Raw genomic sequence first — 17,371 nt, forward strand, 5'->3', positions numbered from 1 at the left:
GAAGCCGCCACACGCACCGAGCAGCCACGGAGGCTCTTCAATTCAAGCAGGGGCCGCGGAACCGGCTTTGCCGGGCCGCAGGCGCAGCGCCCCCTCGGGGGGGGCAGGGAGCTACACGCAGTGAGCGACCGTGGGGGCTCACTTATTAGTAAAGACTGGCTTGCGCTTGTTGACAAACGCGTCCATGCCTTCTTTCTGGTCCTCGGTGGCGAAGGCCGCATGGAACAGGCGCCGCTCGAACATGATGCCATCGGCCAGCGTGCCCTCGTAGGCGCGATTGACCGCCTCCTTGGCGGCCATCACGGCAATTTGCCCGTAGTCGCAAATCTGCAGCGCCGCACCCAGCGCTTCATCCATCAGTTTGTCCAGCGGGACGACACGGCTGGCCAGTCCGCTGCGTTCGGCCTCCACCGCATCCATCATGCGGCCGGTCAGCACCAGGTCCATGGCTTTGGCCTTGCCTACGGCACGCGGCAGGCGTTGTGTGCCGCCGGCGCCGGGAATGACGCCCAGCTTGATTTCGGGCTGGCCGAATTTTGCGTTGTCCGCGGCGATGATGAAGTCGCACATCATCGCCAGTTCGCACCCGCCGCCAAGCGCAAAGCCGCTGACCGCTGCAATCACCGGTTTGCGGATGCTGCGGATCTGTTCCCAGTTGCGCGTGATGTAGTCGCCCTTGTAGACGTCGGCAAAGCTGTAGCTCGCCATGGCGCCAATGTCGGCGCCGGCCGCAAAGGCTTTTTCACTGCCGGTGAGGATCATGCAGCCGATGTTCTCGTCCGCATCGAAAGTCTTGAGCGCGTTGCCCAATTCATCCATCAGCTGGTCATTCAGCGCATTGAGCTGCTTGGGCCGGTTCAGCGTCACGATGCCGACGCGGCCTTCGGTTTTGGTCAGAATCAGTTCATAGGTCATGGTCAAAGGTCCTTTGGGGTCGCTGAATCATGCCACGATCCTGCTGGCTCCCATTGGCGGGAAGCCATTTGCAGACAAGGGAAAACATTAACCGACCGATGGGTCGGTTAATGCTAAATTCCGGAACAGGAGACATTTATGACCGATGCGCCTTCCGAATCCACCGTTCTGTTTTCAGTCCACAGCGCCGTGGCGCTTGTGACGCTGAACCGGCCCCAGGCGCTGAACAGTTTTACCCGCCAGATGCACCAGCAGCTTTGGGACGCGCTGGACCGAATTGAAGCAGACACCTCTTTGCGCGCACTGGTCATTACGGGCGCCGGTCGCGGGTTTTGCGCAGGCGCTGACCTGGCCGAATTCGACTTTGCACCCGGCCCTGACCTCGTCAAACGCGCCGATCCGGGGCCGATCATCGACCAGGCCTTCAACCCCACAGTGCGGCGCCTGCAGAAGCTGCGCGTGCCGACGATTGCCGCAGTCAACGGCGTGGCAGCCGGTGCCGGTGCCTCACTGGCCATGACCTGCGACCTGGCGATTGCTGCGCCTGGCGCCAGCTTCATCCAGGCCTTCAGCAAGATCGGCCTGGTGCCCGACGCGGGTGGTTCGTGGTTCCTGGTCAAGCGGCTGGGCCTGGCGCGCGCGCTGGGGCTGGCCATGCTGGGCGACAAGCTGAGCGCAAAGGATGCGAAAGAGTGGGGAATGATCTGGGACGTGGCCGCCGAGGGTGAAGACTGCGTGGACAAGGCCATGAAGCTTGCTGCACGCCTTGCGCAAATGCCAACGCGCGCCCTGGTTGAAACGCGGCACCTGCTTAACGAGGGCGCCAGCCGCGACCTGGATGCGCAGCTGGACAAGGAGCGCGACACCCAGTCGGCGCTTGGACAGACCCATGATTACATTGAGGGCGTGATGGCCTTTCTCGAGAAGCGCCCGGCGGCGTTCAGGGGCGACTAGTATGAGCCCCCACGTTCGTCATTTCATGTACTCACTGCACCTTGCAGGCCGCCGCTCGCCAGAGGCTTCGCTTCTGATGCCTGTCCAAACCTGCCCAGGCAGGTTTGGAGCCGCAGTCACCAGCCCCGAGGGGGCGTCATCTGCCTTGGGGCGGCCCGGCGGCGAATGATGGATGCCCAAACACTCGCACGCCACGTCGGCGAATCCATGTTTGCCACCGACAGTGCCTCGCGTGATTTCATGCAGATGGAGCTGTTGTCCTGCGAACCCGGCCGCGCCGTGATGCGCATGGCGGTCCGCGAGCCCATGCTCAATGGCCACAAGATCTGCCATGGCGGATTGATTTTCACTCTGGCCGATTCAACTTTCGCCTTTGCCTGCAACAGCCATAACAAGGTCGCGGTGGCGGCGGGCTGCAGTATCGAGTTCCTCAAACCGGGTCAGCTCGGCGATGTGCTGACCTGCGAAGGCGTGGAGCAGACCCTGCAGGGCCGGCACGGCATCTACGACATGAAGGTCAGCAACCAGCGCGGCGAGGTGGTGGCAATGTTCCGTGGCAAGAGCGCGCAGATTCCGGGCAACGTAATTCCTGCCCCCGACGCGGAGGCCCCATGAAAAGTTTTCCGCTCGAACCCATAGAAAAAGCCAGCCTCGACGAACTGCGTTCCCTGCAGCTGAAACGCCTGCAGTCCACGCTGCAGCATGCTTATCTCCATTCGCCGGTGTACAAGGCCAAGTTCGATGCGGCCGGCGTGCACCCCGGCGACTGCAGGTCGCTGGCCGACCTGGCGAAGTTTCCCTTCACCACCAAGCACGATTTGCGTGACAGCTACCCCTTTGGCATGCTGGCTGTGCCGCGCGAGCAATGCGTGCGCATTCATGCCTCTAGCGGTACCACCGGCAAGCCGACCGTGGTGGCCTACACCAAGAACGATGTGGACATGTGGTCGGGCTGCGTCGCGCGCAGCATACGTGCTGCCGGTGCGCGTCCGGGTGATCTGGTGCATATCAGCTATGGCTATGGCCTGTTCACGGGCGGGCTCGGCGCCCATTACGGTGCCGAGAAACTGGGCCTGACCGTGGTGCCTTTTGGCGGCGGGCAGACCGAGCGCCAGGTGCAACTGATCACCGACTTCAAGCCCGACATCATCATGGTGACGCCCAGCTACATGCTGGCGATTGCCGACGAGTTTGAAAAACAGGGATTGTCAGCCGCCGGGTCCAGTCTGCGTACCGGCATCTTCGGCGCCGAGCCCTGGACCAACGACATGCGCCATGCGATCGAAAAACGCATGGGTATTGATGCGGTGGACATCTATGGTTTGAGCGAGGTCGTCGGCCCGGGCGTGGCCAGCGAGTGTGTGGAAACCAAGGATGGCCCCACCATCTGGGAAGACCACTTTTATCCGGAAGTTATCGACCCTGTCAGCGGCGAGTTGCTTCCTGACGGGGAAATCGGCGAGCTGGTCTTTACCAGTCTGAGCAAGGAAGCCTTGCCCATCATCCGGTACCGGACACGTGACCTCACGCGCCTTCTGCCAGGCACGGCGCGCAGCATGCGGCGCATGGAAAAAATAACCGGCCGCAGCGACGACATGATGATTGTTCGCGGAGTCAATGTCTTTCCCACGCAGATCGAGGAGCTGATCCTCAAGCGCAGCGAACTTGCACCGCACTACCAATGCATCCTGACACGCGAAGGCGCGATGGACTGCCTGAGCGTGGTGGTTGAAACCCGTCCAGGCCTGGCGCCTGAAAGCGCCGAAGCGCAGGCCGCAGCGCGCCTGTTGCAGCACGAGATCAAGGCCTATGTAGGCACCACCGCAGAGATTGTGCTGCGGCCCGAAAACGGGGTGGAGCGCAGCATGGGCAAAGCCCGTCGGGTGCTGGACAAGCGGCACTGAGCGATTGCCCGGATCTAAAGCTACAGGATTTTCCCGGGTAAGAACCCTCTCGACGTTGAGCTGCTTTAGTTTTAGACTGGCTCGACAACAAGTTAGCGGGAGTCTCATGACTGATAAGCATGTGATTTATCACAAGACACCGAAAGGTACGGAGGCAATCGCGGACCGGCATTCGGGTTTGCCCCCCAAGTTGCGTTCCCTGCTGATCATGGTGGACGGGAAACGCAGCTATGCCGACTTGGCTGGGCTGGCCACGGTGGTTGGTGATTGCGAGCAACAGTTGTTACAGCTGCAACAGGAGGGCCTGATCGAAGTGATCGGCGGTGCGCCCGCCGCTAGCGCAGTTCCGACGGCTTCTGCTGCCGACATGGCCCCCACGGCTCCAGCGCCGCTGATTGCAGCGTCGCTTCCGGAGGCGAAGCGGTTTTCTTCCCATCTGTTGGAGCAAATACTGGGACCGACGTCGGACGTTCTGTGCCTGAAGATCGAGGCGGCCAACGACCTGGCGAGTTTTGTCAGTGCCATCAAACGGGCCCGGGACGTGGTCCGTGACATCAAGGGCGCAGCTGCGGCTGAACGTTTCATTGCGCAGGTTGAGTTGCATACGCCACAGGCCTGAGGCGGCTTTCACAGTCTTGCCGCGGGGAGGTGTCGGCCTTCGTTGACTGCTGTGCTCAGGCAGCAGGTGCGAGCCAACGTGAAACCAGGGTCGAATCACGCGAGACCAGGCGCCATGTGTTCTCGGTAGGTGGCAGGGACAGTTCCAGCCGCAGCAGGCGCTTGTCGCGCGCGACGATGGCAACCACCTTTTTATGCGGCCCGGCATACAGCGTCACATCTTCTAGCTTGGCCAGTCGCCAGGCATCGACCGGTGTTTTACTCTTGCCTGGAATGACCGGCTCGACAGCCAGCCACTCGTCACCCGCGGCAAACCCCGCGTTTTCGGCGGCACCGTTGCGCAGCACGGTCTTGATTTGTACGCCTCCCGCACCGTCCTGCACGCGCAGACCCAGGGTCTGCGCCAGCTGCGAGGGCTCATCGAGTACGCCTACGCCGTGGCGCTGCAGCAGGTCGCGCAGCGGGAGCTCGCTCGTGCCGTGCACCCAGCTGGCGATTTCCGGCGCGTAAGAGCGGCCGCTGAGTTCCTGCAGCACCTCAGCAAAGTCAGCTTCAGTCATCATGCCGCCCCGGCAGCGCACCCAGAGACGGCGCATGACATCGTCCAGCGTCACCGGAACTGCCGCTTTGCTTTCAGCACGCAGGCTCAAGTCAAGGCACAGGGCTACCAGCGCGCCTTTTGTGTAGTAGCTGACGGTGGCATTGGGCGTGTTTTCGTCCTGTCGGTAATACTTGACCCAGGCGTCAAAACTGGCTTGCGCCACGGATTGCACCAGCCGACCCGGCGTTTGCATGACCTGGTTGATGGTTTTGTTGAGCAGCTTCAGGTAAGAGGCGTCATCCAGCAGGCCGGCCCTGCGCAGAATCAGGTCGTCGTAGTAGCTGGTGAAGCCTTCAAAAAACCACAGAAGTTCCGTGTAGTTCTCGCTGTCATAGGCGTAGCGGGAAAATTCTGCAGGCCGCAGCCGTTTGACGTTCCACGTGTGAAAGTATTCGTGGCTGATGAGTCCGCGCAGCGTGGTGTAGCCCTCAGGAAGTTTGCTGCTGCCCACACGCGGAAGGTCCTGCCGTTTACAGATCAGGGCGGTCGAATTGCGATGTTCAAGGCCGCCATAACCGTCGTCGACCGCATTGAGCATGAACAGGTAATTTTTGTGCGGCGGCTTTTTGCTGCCGTGCCAGAAGCGGATTTGTGCCTCGCAGATCTTGCGGGTGTCGGCCAGAAGCCGTTCTCCGTCAAAGCCCGACGTGGCTCCAGCCACCACAAAGCGGTGCGGCACGCCGCAGGCCACGAACGAGCCGCTCCAGAAAGCCCCCATTTCGACCGGACAATCCACCAGCTCGTCGTAGTCGGCGGCAAGATAAGTGCCGAAACCCTGCTTGTTCACCTTGAGCGGGCTCAAACCTGTGGCTGCGGCCCAGCCGGAAACGCCAGCCGGCGTGACCAGTTCAAGCAGGTGCGGGGCGCGCTCCTGGCCTTCGACCTGCAGGCATAGGGAGCTGCCATTGAAAAAGCCGCGCGTTGCGTCCAGCGAGGCGGTGCGTACCGAGTTGTCGTTGGCATAGACCTCGTAGGTCAGCACCAAAGGGCGGTCCGCGTTGCAACGGATTTGCCAACTGCATTTATCCAGCTGGCTGACCTGGCCGGCAGGCAGGGCTCGCGTTCCCTGCCGGGCCTTCAACCCCTGCAGGTTTTTGGAAAACTCACGTACCAGGTAGCTGCCCGGAATCCAAACCGGCAGGGCCACGCGTTGCAGTGAAAGGGGTTTTGCAACGGTTAGCGTGACGCGGAACAGGTGGGCATGGAGGTTGGCGACTTCCACGCGGTAGTGGATGGCGGCAGCCGGGGTACGGGTCTTGACGGGGGGTTTGGGCATGGCTTAAAGAATACCGCATCGGAAAGCCGCATCGCTCCGAAGGGGCGGCCTGTCTGGCCACGCGCCAAGAATGTGTTTTGCTATGAAAATAATAGCTTATGGCACCCGAATTTAAAGGGCTTGCATCCTATTTTTCTTGAAACTCTGAGTGAAACTACTGGGGTTTGGCTTCAGCCAGGTACTTTTCGACCTGCTGGGCGCCAATGGCGCCTGGAACCCGCGAGCCGTCGGCAAAAATCAAGGTCGGGGTACCGGTGATGCGGTATTTTTTGCCGAACTCAATGTTGCGCCCCAGCGCACTGGCATCGCATGTGGCGCTGGCCACCGGCTGATCGTGCACCATCAGGTCTTGCCACACCTTGGCCTTGTCCTTGGCGCACCAGATATTTTTTGATTTCTCGGCAGAGTCCGCGCTAAGGATGGGATACAAAAACATGTACACGGTGACGTCAGTGACCTTTTGCATGTCACGTTCAAAACGCTTGCAGTAACCGCAGTTCGGGTCTTCAAACACAGCCATTTTTCGTTTGCCATTGCCACGCACGATGGTGAAAGCGTCCTTGAGAGGCAGCGCATCAAACGCCACCGCGCTGAGTTTGTCTACCCGCTCCTCGGTGAGATTTCGTCTTGCCTTGGTGTCAATCAGGCTGCCCTGGATCAGGTAGTTGCCTTCCGCATCCGTATAAAAAATTTCGCTGCCATTCACGCGCAACTCATAGACACCAGCCATCGGTGTTTTGCTGACCTCGTCGATTTTGGGCAGATTGGGAAGGCGTTCGGTCAGGTTTTTCCGGATGGTTGCTTCCTGCGCAACGGCGGCCAGGCCGAGCGACAACAGGGCGCCGGCCAGAATTGTTTTAAGCAGTTTCATTTTTCCCAATCTATAACCTGACAAATACATTTCTCACGGTTCGTGTGCACTGTCCATCGCAGGCTGGTTGACCTGAGATTGACTTCAGGAATGCATCGATGCAGACCCCATGGCTTGCCGCACCACCCACTCCTTGAACATCCCGCTGCGTGCAAAACCTTTCATGCCCCAATTGCGTAAGGCTTGCCAGCGTGCATCTTCCTGCGCAAACAGGCCGTGAAGGCCATCGGTCACTGCCGCCATGGCTGCCACGTCCGCTTTTCTCGAGCGTTCATAACGCCGCAGCAGCTTTTCATCGCCCAAACCTCGCCAGTACTCACGGCCGTGGATCACGGCCGCCAGTCTCGCTGCATCGGCCAGCCCCAGGTTCAGTCCTTGCCCGGCCAATGGGTGCACCGCATGGGCTGCATCCCCGGCCAGCGCCCAGCCGGGTCCCACCCAGCGCTCGGCGCGCGACAGGGCCAGTGGCCAGCTTGAGCGCCCGCTGGCCAGTTCCAGGCGACCTGCTTCAGCGCCACAAACCGTTTGCACCGCGGCTGCAAAGTTTTCCGGAGTCAATTTTTCCAATGCACCAGCGCGTTCTACAGAGACAGACCACACCAGGGCCAGAGAGTTCCCTTCCGCGCCCCCTATTGGCAGAAGTGCCAGGATTTCCCCATCGTGAAACCATTGCCGGGCGATGCCCTGGTGCCCCAGGCTGCTCAGTAGGCGGGCCGCGATCGCTTTTTGGGGGTAGGGCTTGACTGTCCACTGGGCGCCGAACTCGTTGCGGCTGGTGCTTTTTTGTCCTTCGCAGATCACGGTGAGTGCCGCCTGCACAGGCGCTTCCACGGTTTCAATCTGTGGCTGGTAACGCACGGCCTCGGCCAGCTGTTGCTCCAGCGCGGGCACATCGACGATCCAGGCCAGGGCTGACTCTGCATTGCCTGGTGGCGCCGAAAAATCAAGCCGGCCGCCGTCGTCGCCCCAGACCTGCATGGCCACCACGGGTGTGGCCGAAGGCGCGTCCGGCCAGGCCCTGAGCGATGTCAGCTGTTGCCGAGAGGCGTTGTTCAGGGCGTAGGCCCGCACGTCTTGCGAGGCGCCGGAGTCGGTCGGGTTGCCGGGCGCGACCGGCCGGGCAACCAGGGCCACGCGCAGGCGTTCGCGCGCCAGCAACAGGGCCAGGGTACGGCCGACCACCCCGCCACCGCGGATGCACACATCAAAAGGCTTGGACATGGCTCATTTTAGAAGGCAGTGCAAAATTGGCGGTGAAGCTGTTACTTGAACCGAAGAATGTGAAGGACTTGCCACGTGAGTAAATCATCCGAACAAAACTCCGCCGTGCCGGCGCCGGACATCGAAGCGGTCATTACCGGTTTGTGGGTTTATCCCGTGAAGTCCTGTGCCGGCGTGCAGCTGAATGAAGTTGTATTGACCGAAACCGGACTTGAATTCGACCGGGCCTGGATGGTGGTTGACGAGCATGGCGTTTTCCTGACCCAGCGTGAGTTGCCGCGCATGGCTTTGATCCAGCCCCAGCTCAAGTACCACGACATGGTGTTGCGCGCTCCGGGCATGCTGGCGCTGCATATCGCGCTTGACCAGGTGCAGGAGCCGGTGCGTGTGAAGGTCTGGAACGACGAGGTGAAGGCTTACGACATGGGGCCTGTTGCGGCGCAATGGTTCACCGATTTTCTGGGGCGGCCTGCGCGGCTGGTGCGGTTTGATCCGGAGGAAAAACGCGCGTCCAGCCTGCAGTGGACGCAAGGGGTGGAAGCGCTCAACCAGTTCAGCGACGGCTACCCGATCCTGGTGATCAGTGAGGCCTCGCTGGCCCATCTGAACGGCAAATTGCAGGCTGCAGGCCATGCTGGCGTTGCCATGCAGCGTTTTCGTCCCAACATCGTGCTGGGTGACAGACCCGGTTCCGCTGACATGTCACCGCATGACGAAGACCGTCTGGAAGTGCTGGAGGTCACGACGGAACAAGGCGTGGCGCAGCTGAAACCCGTTAAGCCCTGTTCGCGTTGCCCGATTCCGAACATCGATCCCGCCACGGCCTTGAGCAGTCCTGAGGTGGGCGACATGTTGCAGACTTACCGACCGGATTCACGGCTCAAGGGCGCCGTGAGCTTTGGCATGAATGCCATTGTGTTGCAGGGCAACGATCATCTGCTCAAAGTGGGGCAGCGCGTCGCGGCCAACTACTGCTTCGAATAATCTGCGAGTCAGCGCGCCGGATAACTTTCGCGGTTGCTGTCGTCCATGGTCTCTCCGTCCAGTGGCATGGGACGGGTCACTTCGGGCTCCAGAAAACGGATGGGCCGGCGTGTGCGCGTCGCCATGCCGTCAAGCAGCTCAGCCAGGGATGTGGCGAGAGCAGGCCCCTCCATCGGTTTTTCGTTGAGAAGCACGGCGACGACGTGAAACTGCAGAACGATTTCCGGCTTGAGCCCCTTCAGAGGCATCAAGCCGGCGGCGATCAACCGCGCAGCCATCTCATTGACCGGTTCGCGCGATGCCACGCCCTCCAGGATCATCCCGAACCTTGCTTCATCCACCCGCCCGACGGTGTCGACGTCGCGCAGGATACGGCGCAACTTGATCACGCTGCGCAGCAGGCTCTGCTCGGCCACGGCGATGCCGTAGGTGCGCTTGACGTAGTCGTAGTTGACCAGTTCCGCATAGACCACGGCTGCCGGTTCCTTGTGCCTCGTAAAGCGGGCCACCGCCTGTTCCAGCCTGTCGTTGAACAAGGTCAGAGTCAGCAGTCCTGTGAGCGCGTCATGGCTGGCCATGACCTCTTCCCGCGCCTCGACGTTGTGCCTTTCGCGTGAACGCAGGTTCAATGCCACCAGCAAAAAGGGTATCTGGATGATCAGGCCGGCCAGAAGACCGTATTGGGGCAGCCACGATACTCCCGGCAGACCTGCGGTGCCCGCAAGAATCAGCAAGGCGACCAACGCCAATGGCGTGAAGGCCGCAAGCACCCAGAATCCCACCATGTCCCTGCGCCGCCAGACAATGATGGCCCGGCGCATGCCCAGCACCAGGACCGTCATGACATAAGTGCCCGCGAGGACTACGCCGGGTTCACGCTCCAGGAAAGCATAGGCGACCGCCAGCGGCAGGCTCGCCCCAGCCAGCCAGTACGCCAGGGGCGCCAGCCCTTTCTGTCGCGAATCGGCGCCGCACAGGTGGTGCACAACCATTGGCGCTATACCGCCAACCAGAATACTCAGGCAACCCGGCGCCAGGTCAGCCCACGCGCCTGAGCTGCTCCACATCATGTGAGCGGCGACGCCTGTCCATGCCGCAATCGTGAGTGCCATGACCGATACATACAGGGCATACCAGCCGTAGGTCGGGTCCCTGTAGACCCAGCTCTGTGCCGCGCCGCCCGCAATCAGTAAAACCAGCGCGCCCAGAACTGCCCCTACCACCAGAGCTTGAACCTGCAGGCGATGGCTGCGCACCTTGCTGGCAATGACATTGACAGGAATATTGAGGCGCGTTGCGTGTTGTATGTGAACGTACACGTCGTGAACATTGTCGTCTGGCAGGGCCAGCTGGAATTGTGCATACCGGCCGGGCTCCGGCCAGCTGGAAACGGCGACCGTGTCGCCCGCTGTCTGGGAGACCCAGCCGTTTTTCCGGGTTTTCTGAAACACGGTCACCAGGTCAAGCAGAGGCGAGGGAAATTGCAGCGTCCATTCCTGCTGTGAATCAGTCGATTTCCTGAAGCGGTAATGTTGCCAAAGCGCAACCCCCGGCTCCAATGGATAGACTGCGCGGGCCTGCGCAGGGCTCATGAGGAGGGCAGGGTCTGCGCCCGACGCCAGCTGCAGGATGGTGGTTTGAGCGTCCTTGTCGATCCACGCCAGACCGCTGGCCTGAAGGTCCATCACGGGGTTGTCGTCATTCAAAACCACGACGTTTTGGGCAAAAGCCGCCGGTCCCAGCAACCCGGATAAAAGCACGAGCAGCATGGCCGCCAGAAGGCCAAGCGCGTATCGCATACACTTCTCAGCCTGTTTTCGAAGGTTTCTCATGAGTCTGAAGTGCGGTATTGTAGGTTTACCCAACGTGGGTAAATCCACCCTTTTTAATGCCTTGACCAAGGCGGGCATTGCAGCGGAGAACTACCCGTTTTGCACCATCGAACCCAATGTCGGCATTGTGGAGTTGCCCGACGCGAGGCTGGGCCAGCTTGCTGAAATCATTCATCCTGAACGTATCGTGCCCGCTATCGTCGAATTTGTCGACATTGCCGGCCTGGTGGCTGGTGCCAGTACCGGCGAGGGCTTGGGCAATAAATTCCTGGCCCACATCCGCGAGACCGACGCCATCGTCAATGTGGTGCGCTGTTTTGAGGACGACAACGTCATTCACGTTGCTGGCAAGGTGGACCCGATCTCTGATATTGAGGTGATCCAGACCGAGCTGTGCCTGGCCGACCTGACAGCGGTGGAAAAAGCCCTGCATCGGGTGACCAAAACCGCGCGTTCGGGCGACAAGGAATCCATCAAGCTGGTGGCCATCCTGGAAAAATGCCAGGCGGCGCTTAACCAGGCCAAGCCGGTGCGGACGCTGGAATTCAGCAAGGAAGAGCAGCCTTTGCTGCAGCAGTTTTTCCTGATCACCGCCAAGCCCGCCATGTTTGTCGGCAATGTCGCTGAAGACGGTTTCGAGAACAACCCCTTCCTCGACAAACTGCGTGCCTATGCGGCCAGCCAGAATGCGCCTGTGGTCGCCATCTGCGCCAAGATGGAAGCCGAGATGGCCGACATGAGCGATGAGGACAAGACCATGTTCCTGGCCGAAATCGGCCAGGAAGAACCCGGCCTGAACCGGCTGATCCGCGCCGCCTTCAAGCTGCTGGGCCTGCAGACCTATTTCACCGCCGGCGTGAAGGAAGTGCGCGCCTGGACCATTCATGTGGGCGATACCGGTCCCCAGGCCGCGGGTGTGATCCATACCGATTTCGAAAAAGGCTACATCCGCGCGCAGACCATTGCCTTTGATGACTTCATCACCTACAAGGGTGAACAGGGCGCCAAGGACGCGGGCAAGATGCGCAGCGAAGGCAAGGAATACGTCGTCAAGGATGGCGACGTGATGAATTTCCTGTTCAGTAGCTGATTTCGGCGGTGACGCTGCCTTTTTAAAAGCGATTTATGCCTTTTGCCCTTGATTGACGGGCGCGAGTAGCTATAAATTCAGTAGCGTATTGCCGCATCATCCACGAGGCCCTTGTCCATGACAGAACCCGTCCGCCTCGCCAAACACCTGGCCCACATGCTCAATTGTTCGCGCCGAGAAGCCGAGCAATACATCGAGGGTGGCTGGGTGCGGGTTGACGGCGTGGTGGTTGAAGAACCCCAGCACCGCGTGCTGGACCAGAAAGTCGAACTCGACCCCGACGCGAGCTTGCTGGAACTGACTCCGGTGACGCTGCTGTTGAACAAGCCCGCAAGTTTTGAGGCCGGCCTGGATGCGGGTGCCGGCCGAGCAGCGAGTCCGGCGCTGCAGTTGCTGGTGGCAGCCAACCAGGCGAAGGATGACCGCTCGGGTATCCGCGTTTTGAAAAAGCATTTCAGTGCATTGACTTTGGCAACCCCACTTGCCACACCTGCAAGCGGTTTGGTGGTGTTTACCCAGGACTGGCGGGTGGCGCGCAAGCTCAGCGAGGACGCTTCGGTCATGGAGCACGAAGTCATCGTGGATGTGACCGGCACCATCGCCCCTGGCGGTCTGCAGCGCCTTAACCGCATCGACCACGGTTTTACCTTCAACGGGGTGCTGTTGCCGCCGGCCAAGGTCAGCTGGCAAAACGAAACCCGCCTGCGTTTTGCGCTCAAGGGCGAGCGCCCAGGCCAGATCGCCTTCATGTGCGAAAGCGTGAACCTGAACGTGCAGGCCATGAAGCGCATCCGCGTCGGGCGTGTACCCATGAGCAGCCTGCCCGTCGGGCAGTGGCGCTATCTGCAGCCCCACGAGCGGTTTTAGCGCGGTCGTCGCCGGGTGGCACAGGCCTTCCCATACAAGCAGGGGCTGCGGATTTGGCTTTGCCAGTCCGCAGGCGCAGCGGCCCCCGAGGGGCTGGAGCCTGCGGCTCCAAAGCTGCTTGAGCAGCTTTGGACAGGCGACAGAGGCGAAGCTTCTAGCGAGCTGCGGCCTGCAAGGCCTCGGGCGCTACACGCAGTGAGCAACCGTGGGGGCTAAAACCTGAACCCGCCCGGAAAAGCCCAGACCAGTGCGCCCGTCATCAGGAAGTAGCGCGCAAACTTGCCGATGGCCATGTAAACCACACAGGGCCAGAACGGAAATTTGAGCCAGCCGGCCACCGCGCACAGCGGGTCGCCCACCGCGGGCAACCAGGCCAGCAGGCAGGCTTTCGGGCCGAGTTTTTCCAGCCAGCGTATGGCGCGCCCGTGGTGGGATGAGTGCGAGTATTTGTCCACCACCTTGTGTGCGCCATAACCCAGCCACCAGTCCAGCATGCCGCCCAGCGTGTTGCCGGCAGTCGCCACCAGCACCGCGGGCCAGAACATGTGGGGGCTGAGTTTGACAAGGCCGAACACAACCGGCTCGGAACCCAGGGGCAGCAGGGTGGCGGAAATAAAGGAAACCACGAATACCGTGCTCAAGCCATATTCCGGCAAAGCCAGCGCTTCAATCAGGTGTCGTAGCCAAGCTTCCATTGAAGTCGAGTATAGGGAATGGTCCATAGACGGAGGTAGGGCAAGCGCTTACAACTGCGGCTTCAAATTTCGATTGCTGAAATTTTGGGCAGTTACAATCGTGCCTCCTTTTTGAGCATTCACTTCCTGACTCCCATGAACATCGGCCCTTACGTTTTGGCAAACAATTTGTTTGCCGCGCCGATGGCCGGCGTCACCGACCGGCCATTCCGGCGCCTGTGCAAGGCCGGTGGCGCCGGTTACGCGGTCAGCGAAATGGTGACTTCGCGGCGGGACCTGTGGGAGACGTTGAAAACTTCGCGCCGCGCCAACCACGAGGGCGAAGTGGCGCCGATTGCGGTGCAGATTGCCGGCACCGACGCGCAGATGATGGCTGAGGCTGCCGCTTACAACATCGACCGCGGTGCGCAGATCATTGACATCAACATGGGTTGCCCGGCTAAGAAAGTCTGCAACAAATGGGCTGGCTCGGCCCTGATGCAGGATGAGCCGCTGGCGCTTACCATCGCCGAGGCCGTGGTGGCCGCCTGCGTGCCGCGCAATGTTCCTGTGACCCTGAAAATGCGTACTGGCTGGGCCGACTCGCATAAAAATGCCGTCGTGCTGGCGCGCGCATTCGAGTCCGCCGGCGTGCAGATGCTGACCGTGCACGGCCGCACGCGTGAGCAGGGTTACAAGGGGCAGGCCGAATACGACACGATTGCTGCGGTCAAGGCCGCGGTATCTGTTCCGGTGGTTGCCAATGGCGACATCAACACACCGGAAAAGGCCCGCGATGTGCTGGCTTACACCTGCGCTGATGCGGTGATGGTGGGCCGCGCGGCTCAGGGCCGGCCCTGGATCTTTCGCGAAATGGCGCATTTCCTGGCGACCGGCACGCATCTTGCGCCGCCGCTGGTGGCTGAGGTCAAGCGTTTGCTGCTCGATCACTTGCTGGACCACTATGAGCTGTACGGCGCCTTTAGCGGCGTGCGTACGGCGCGCAAACACATTGGCTGGTACGTCAGGCCTTTGCCAGGTGGAGAAGCCTTTCGCGGACGCATGAACCTGCTGGAAGACTGCGAAGCGCAATGGCAGGCGGTGGCAGATTTTTTTGACGAGCTTGGCGCGCGCATGGACCGCATGCCTGCAGCGATTGCGGGCATGGTGCAGGCGGCGGCCGGCGACAATGACAGACAGAACAAGAAGGAGGGGGAGCTCGCATGAGCAAGAAACACATAGAAGAGTGCGTGCGCACCAGCCTGGAGGGTTATTTCAAGGACTTGCGCGGCACCGAGCCGGACGGCATGTACGACATGATGGTCAAGGTGGTGGAAAAACCGCTGCTGGAAGTCGTCATGCAGCATGCCGAGCAAAACCAGTCCCGGGCCGCCGAATGGCTGGGCCTGAACCGCAACACCCTGCGCAAAAAACTCGTTGAACACAAACTGATCAAGTGATCCGGCAGCCGCATTCCACCCCCCCGAGAAACAAAGACAAGCATGAACGCCCTGATTTCCGTCTCCGACAAAACCGGCATTGTTGACTTTGCTCGTGCGCTGCATGCGCTGGGCATCAAGCTGATTTCCACCGGCGGCACCGCCAAACTGCTGGCCGATGAAAAGCTGCCGGTGACCGAAGTTGCCGAACTGACGGGTTTTCCGGAAATGCTCGATGGCCGTGTCAAAACCCTGCACCCGATGGTGCACGGCGGCTTGCTGGCACGGCGCGATGTGCCCGAACACATGGCGGCCCTCAAGACCCATGGCATCGACACGATTGACCTGCTGGTCGTCAATCTCTACCCCTTTGAAGCCACGGTGGCCAAGGCCGGCTGCACGCTGGAAGACGCGATTGAAAACATCGACATTGGTGGCCCGGCCATGGTGCGGTCGGCCGCCAAGAATTGGAAGGATGTTGGGGTGCTGACCGATGCGTCACAGTACGCCGGTGTGCTGGAAGAACTCAAGGCTGCCGGCAAACTCACGGATGCCACCAAATTTGCCCTGTCCGTAGCGGCTTTCAACCGCATCAGCCAGTACGACGGCGCCATCAGCGATTACCTCTCGGGCATCCAGCCCGACGGCACGCATAGCCTGTTTCCGGGGCAGTCCAACGGACGCTTTGTCAAGGTGCAGGATCTGCGTTACGGTGAAAACTCGCACCAGCAGGCCGCGCTGTACCGCGATCTGTATCCTGCGCCGGGTTCGCTTGTGACGGCCAAACAGCTGCAGGGCAAGGAGCTGTCGTACAACAACATAGCCGACGCCGACGCGGCTTGGGAGTGCGTCAAGAGTTTTACCGAATCAGCGTGCGTGATTGTCAAACACGCCAACCCCTGCGGCGTGGCCGTCGGCAAGGATGCGCTCGAGGCCTACAGCAAGGCTTTCAAGACCGACCCGACCTCGGCCTTCGGCGGCATCATTGCCCTGAACTGCACCCTCGACGAGGCGGCAGCGCAGCAGATCTCCAAACAGTTCGTCGAGGTGCTGATGGCGCCGGCCTTCACGCCAGCGGCGCTGGAAGTTTTCAAGAGCAAGGTCAATGTGCGCATTCTACAAATTGACTTGCCGCCGGGCGGCGACACGGCGTGGAAGCAGGGCCGCAACCTGATGGACGTCAAACGTGTCGGTTCCGGCCTGCTGATGCAGACCGCCGACAACCACGAGCTGGCGCTGGCCGACCTGAAAGTGGTCAGCAAGCTGCAGCCGACGCCTGCGCAGCTGCAGGATCTGCTGTTTGCCTGGAAGGTTGCCAAATACGTCAAGTCCAACGCCATCGTGTTCTGCGGCGGGGGCATGACGCTGGGTGTGGGCGCTGGCCAGATGAGCCGCATCGATTCGGCGCGTATTGCCTCCATCAAGGCAGCGAATGCCGGCCTGGAACTCGCCGGTTCGGCGGTGGCCAGTGACGCTTTTTTCCCGTTCCGCGATGGCCTTGATGTGGTGGTCGACGTGGGCGCGACTTGTGTGATTCAGCCCGGCGGGAGCATGCGGGATGAGGAGGTCATTGCTGCGGCTGATGAGCGTGGGGTGGTGATGGTTTTGAGCGGTGTGCGGCATTTTCGGCACTGAATCCGACTTTTCTTAAGTGAAATGTGCATTTTGCCCTTATTGCACGGGCGCAATTAGCTATTCAATTGATAGCAATCTGGATCTTCACATCGTTCGGGCTGAGCTTGTCGAAGTCTGTGCAAGCTTGTGCGACTGTGGATCTTCCAGCAAGCCGGGAGTCGCCCCGGCAGGCGAGTAACTTTCTTTTGCTTCGCCAAAAGAAAGTCACCAAAGAAAAGGCGACCCTACTGTCTGCGTCCCTCCGCTTCGCTACGGGCAACCTGCGGTGCTCGGCAAAAGCGGGGTCTCGCTCGAACTCGCCTTCGGCTCAGACAATCGCGAGCCCTGATCCGCTTTTGCCTGCGCTCCTCGGCGCATACAGAAGGGTGGGGGATGAAAGCGGGAGCGGAATCGGATACGGATACGGGGAGACCTGACGCGCGAAGCGCGTCAGGTCGGACTCACGAGACTGTCATGTTTGCACGTGGTTGTAGCGCACGCGCCCAAATGA

At 60.8% G+C, this 17,371-nt stretch carries 16 protein-coding genes; 10 read left to right on the forward strand and 6 right to left on the reverse strand.

The features are described from left to right. Positions 1-138: 138 nt before the first annotated feature. Positions 139-915, reverse strand: a complete 777-nt coding sequence (locus B0B52_RS18235) for an enoyl-CoA hydratase (RefSeq protein ID WP_077595096.1) — start codon at positions 913-915, stop codon at positions 139-141. Positions 916-1,053: 138 nt separating this feature from the next. Here B0B52_RS18235 and B0B52_RS18240 point away from each other — a divergent pair, with 138 nt between their 5' ends. From B0B52_RS18240 to B0B52_RS18255, 4 genes are all read left to right on the forward strand, one after another. Continuing rightward, positions 1,054-1,869 (forward strand): enoyl-CoA hydratase-related protein, encoded by an 816-nt coding sequence (locus tag B0B52_RS18240; RefSeq protein WP_077595097.1) that lies wholly within the window; start codon positions 1,054-1,056, stop codon positions 1,867-1,869. Between the two features lie 168 nt (positions 1,870-2,037). Continuing rightward, complete coding sequence (paaI, locus tag B0B52_RS18245) at positions 2,038-2,484, forward strand: hydroxyphenylacetyl-CoA thioesterase PaaI (RefSeq protein WP_077595098.1); 447 nt, start codon at positions 2,038-2,040, stop codon at positions 2,482-2,484. Then, positions 2,481-3,773 carry a phenylacetate--CoA ligase PaaK gene (gene paaK, locus B0B52_RS18250; RefSeq protein ID WP_077595099.1) on the forward strand — a complete coding sequence of 431 codons (1,293 nt, stop codon included), beginning with the start codon at positions 2,481-2,483 and terminating at the stop codon, positions 3,771-3,773. Before paaI ends, paaK begins: the two co-directional genes overlap by 4 nt. A gap of 106 nt (positions 3,774-3,879) precedes the next feature. Beyond that, positions 3,880-4,392 carry a hypothetical protein gene (locus B0B52_RS18255; protein WP_077595100.1) on the forward strand — a complete coding sequence of 171 codons (513 nt, stop codon included), beginning with the start codon at positions 3,880-3,882 and terminating at the stop codon, positions 4,390-4,392. Between the two features lie 55 nt (positions 4,393-4,447). Here the strand turns inward: B0B52_RS18255 and B0B52_RS18260 are convergent, their stop codons facing one another. The 3 genes from B0B52_RS18260 to B0B52_RS18270 all read right to left on the reverse strand — a co-directional run bounded on the left by B0B52_RS18260 (position 4,448) and on the right by B0B52_RS18270 (position 8,360). Then, positions 4,448-6,268 carry a M61 family metallopeptidase gene (locus tag B0B52_RS18260; RefSeq protein ID WP_077595101.1) on the reverse strand — a complete coding sequence of 607 codons (1,821 nt, stop codon included), beginning with the start codon at positions 6,266-6,268 and terminating at the stop codon, positions 4,448-4,450. Positions 6,269-6,422: 154 nt separating this feature from the next. Continuing rightward, a complete protein-coding gene (locus B0B52_RS18265) occupies positions 6,423-7,139 on the reverse strand; it encodes a DsbC family protein (protein WP_077595102.1) in 717 nt (238 codons plus the stop codon). Positions 7,140-7,223: 84 nt separating this feature from the next. Continuing rightward, positions 7,224-8,360, reverse strand: a complete 1,137-nt coding sequence (locus B0B52_RS18270; protein ID WP_077595103.1) for an FAD-dependent monooxygenase — start codon at positions 8,358-8,360, stop codon at positions 7,224-7,226. Positions 8,361-8,435: 75 nt separating this feature from the next. Here B0B52_RS18270 and B0B52_RS18275 point away from each other — a divergent pair, with 75 nt between their 5' ends. After that, a complete protein-coding gene (locus tag B0B52_RS18275; RefSeq protein WP_077595104.1) occupies positions 8,436-9,344 on the forward strand; it encodes an MOSC domain-containing protein in 909 nt (302 codons plus the stop codon). An 8-nt stretch (positions 9,345-9,352) separates the two neighbouring features. Here B0B52_RS18275 and B0B52_RS18280 read toward each other — a convergent pair whose 3' ends face one another. Further along, a complete protein-coding gene (locus B0B52_RS18280; protein WP_168173589.1) occupies positions 9,353-11,143 on the reverse strand; it encodes a diguanylate cyclase domain-containing protein in 1,791 nt (596 codons plus the stop codon). 31 nt (positions 11,144-11,174) lie between these two features. Here B0B52_RS18280 and ychF point away from each other — a divergent pair, with 31 nt between their 5' ends. Both ychF and B0B52_RS18290 read left to right on the forward strand, forming a co-directional pair. Continuing rightward, positions 11,175-12,266: a redox-regulated ATPase YchF gene (gene ychF, locus B0B52_RS18285; protein WP_077595106.1), complete on the forward strand. Its 1,092-nt coding sequence runs from the start codon at positions 11,175-11,177 to the stop codon at positions 12,264-12,266. A gap of 117 nt (positions 12,267-12,383) precedes the next feature. Beyond that, positions 12,384-13,133 (forward strand): rRNA pseudouridine synthase, encoded by a 750-nt coding sequence (locus B0B52_RS18290; protein ID WP_077595107.1) that lies wholly within the window; start codon positions 12,384-12,386, stop codon positions 13,131-13,133. 212 nt (positions 13,134-13,345) lie between these two features. Here the strand turns inward: B0B52_RS18290 and B0B52_RS18295 are convergent, their stop codons facing one another. Next, positions 13,346-13,828, reverse strand: a complete 483-nt coding sequence (locus B0B52_RS18295; RefSeq protein ID WP_077595108.1) for a YqaA family protein — start codon at positions 13,826-13,828, stop codon at positions 13,346-13,348. 135 nt (positions 13,829-13,963) lie between these two features. On the opposite strand from B0B52_RS18295, the gene dusB reads away from it, so the two are divergent. From dusB to purH, 3 genes are read left to right on the forward strand one after another with little or no spacing between them, the layout of a single operon-like run. After that, the gene (gene dusB / locus B0B52_RS18300) at positions 13,964-15,034 is read left to right on the forward strand and encodes a tRNA dihydrouridine synthase DusB (protein ID WP_077595114.1); all 1,071 of its coding nucleotides are present in this window, start codon (positions 13,964-13,966) and stop codon (positions 15,032-15,034) included. Beyond that, positions 15,031-15,267 carry a Fis family transcriptional regulator gene (locus B0B52_RS18305; RefSeq protein ID WP_007864972.1) on the forward strand — a complete coding sequence of 79 codons (237 nt, stop codon included), beginning with the start codon at positions 15,031-15,033 and terminating at the stop codon, positions 15,265-15,267. The genes dusB and B0B52_RS18305 overlap by 4 nt, the downstream gene beginning before the upstream one ends. Before the next feature lie 42 nt (positions 15,268-15,309). Next, entirely contained in the window at positions 15,310-16,881 is a 1,572-nt protein-coding gene (purH, locus tag B0B52_RS18310) for a bifunctional phosphoribosylaminoimidazolecarboxamide formyltransferase/IMP cyclohydrolase (protein WP_077595109.1), read from the forward strand. Positions 16,882-17,371: the final 490 nt, after the last annotated feature.

Origin of the sequence: Polaromonas sp. A23 (genome assembly GCF_002001015.1) — a bacterium.
Taxonomy (GTDB): domain Bacteria; phylum Pseudomonadota; class Gammaproteobacteria; order Burkholderiales; family Burkholderiaceae_C; genus Polaromonas.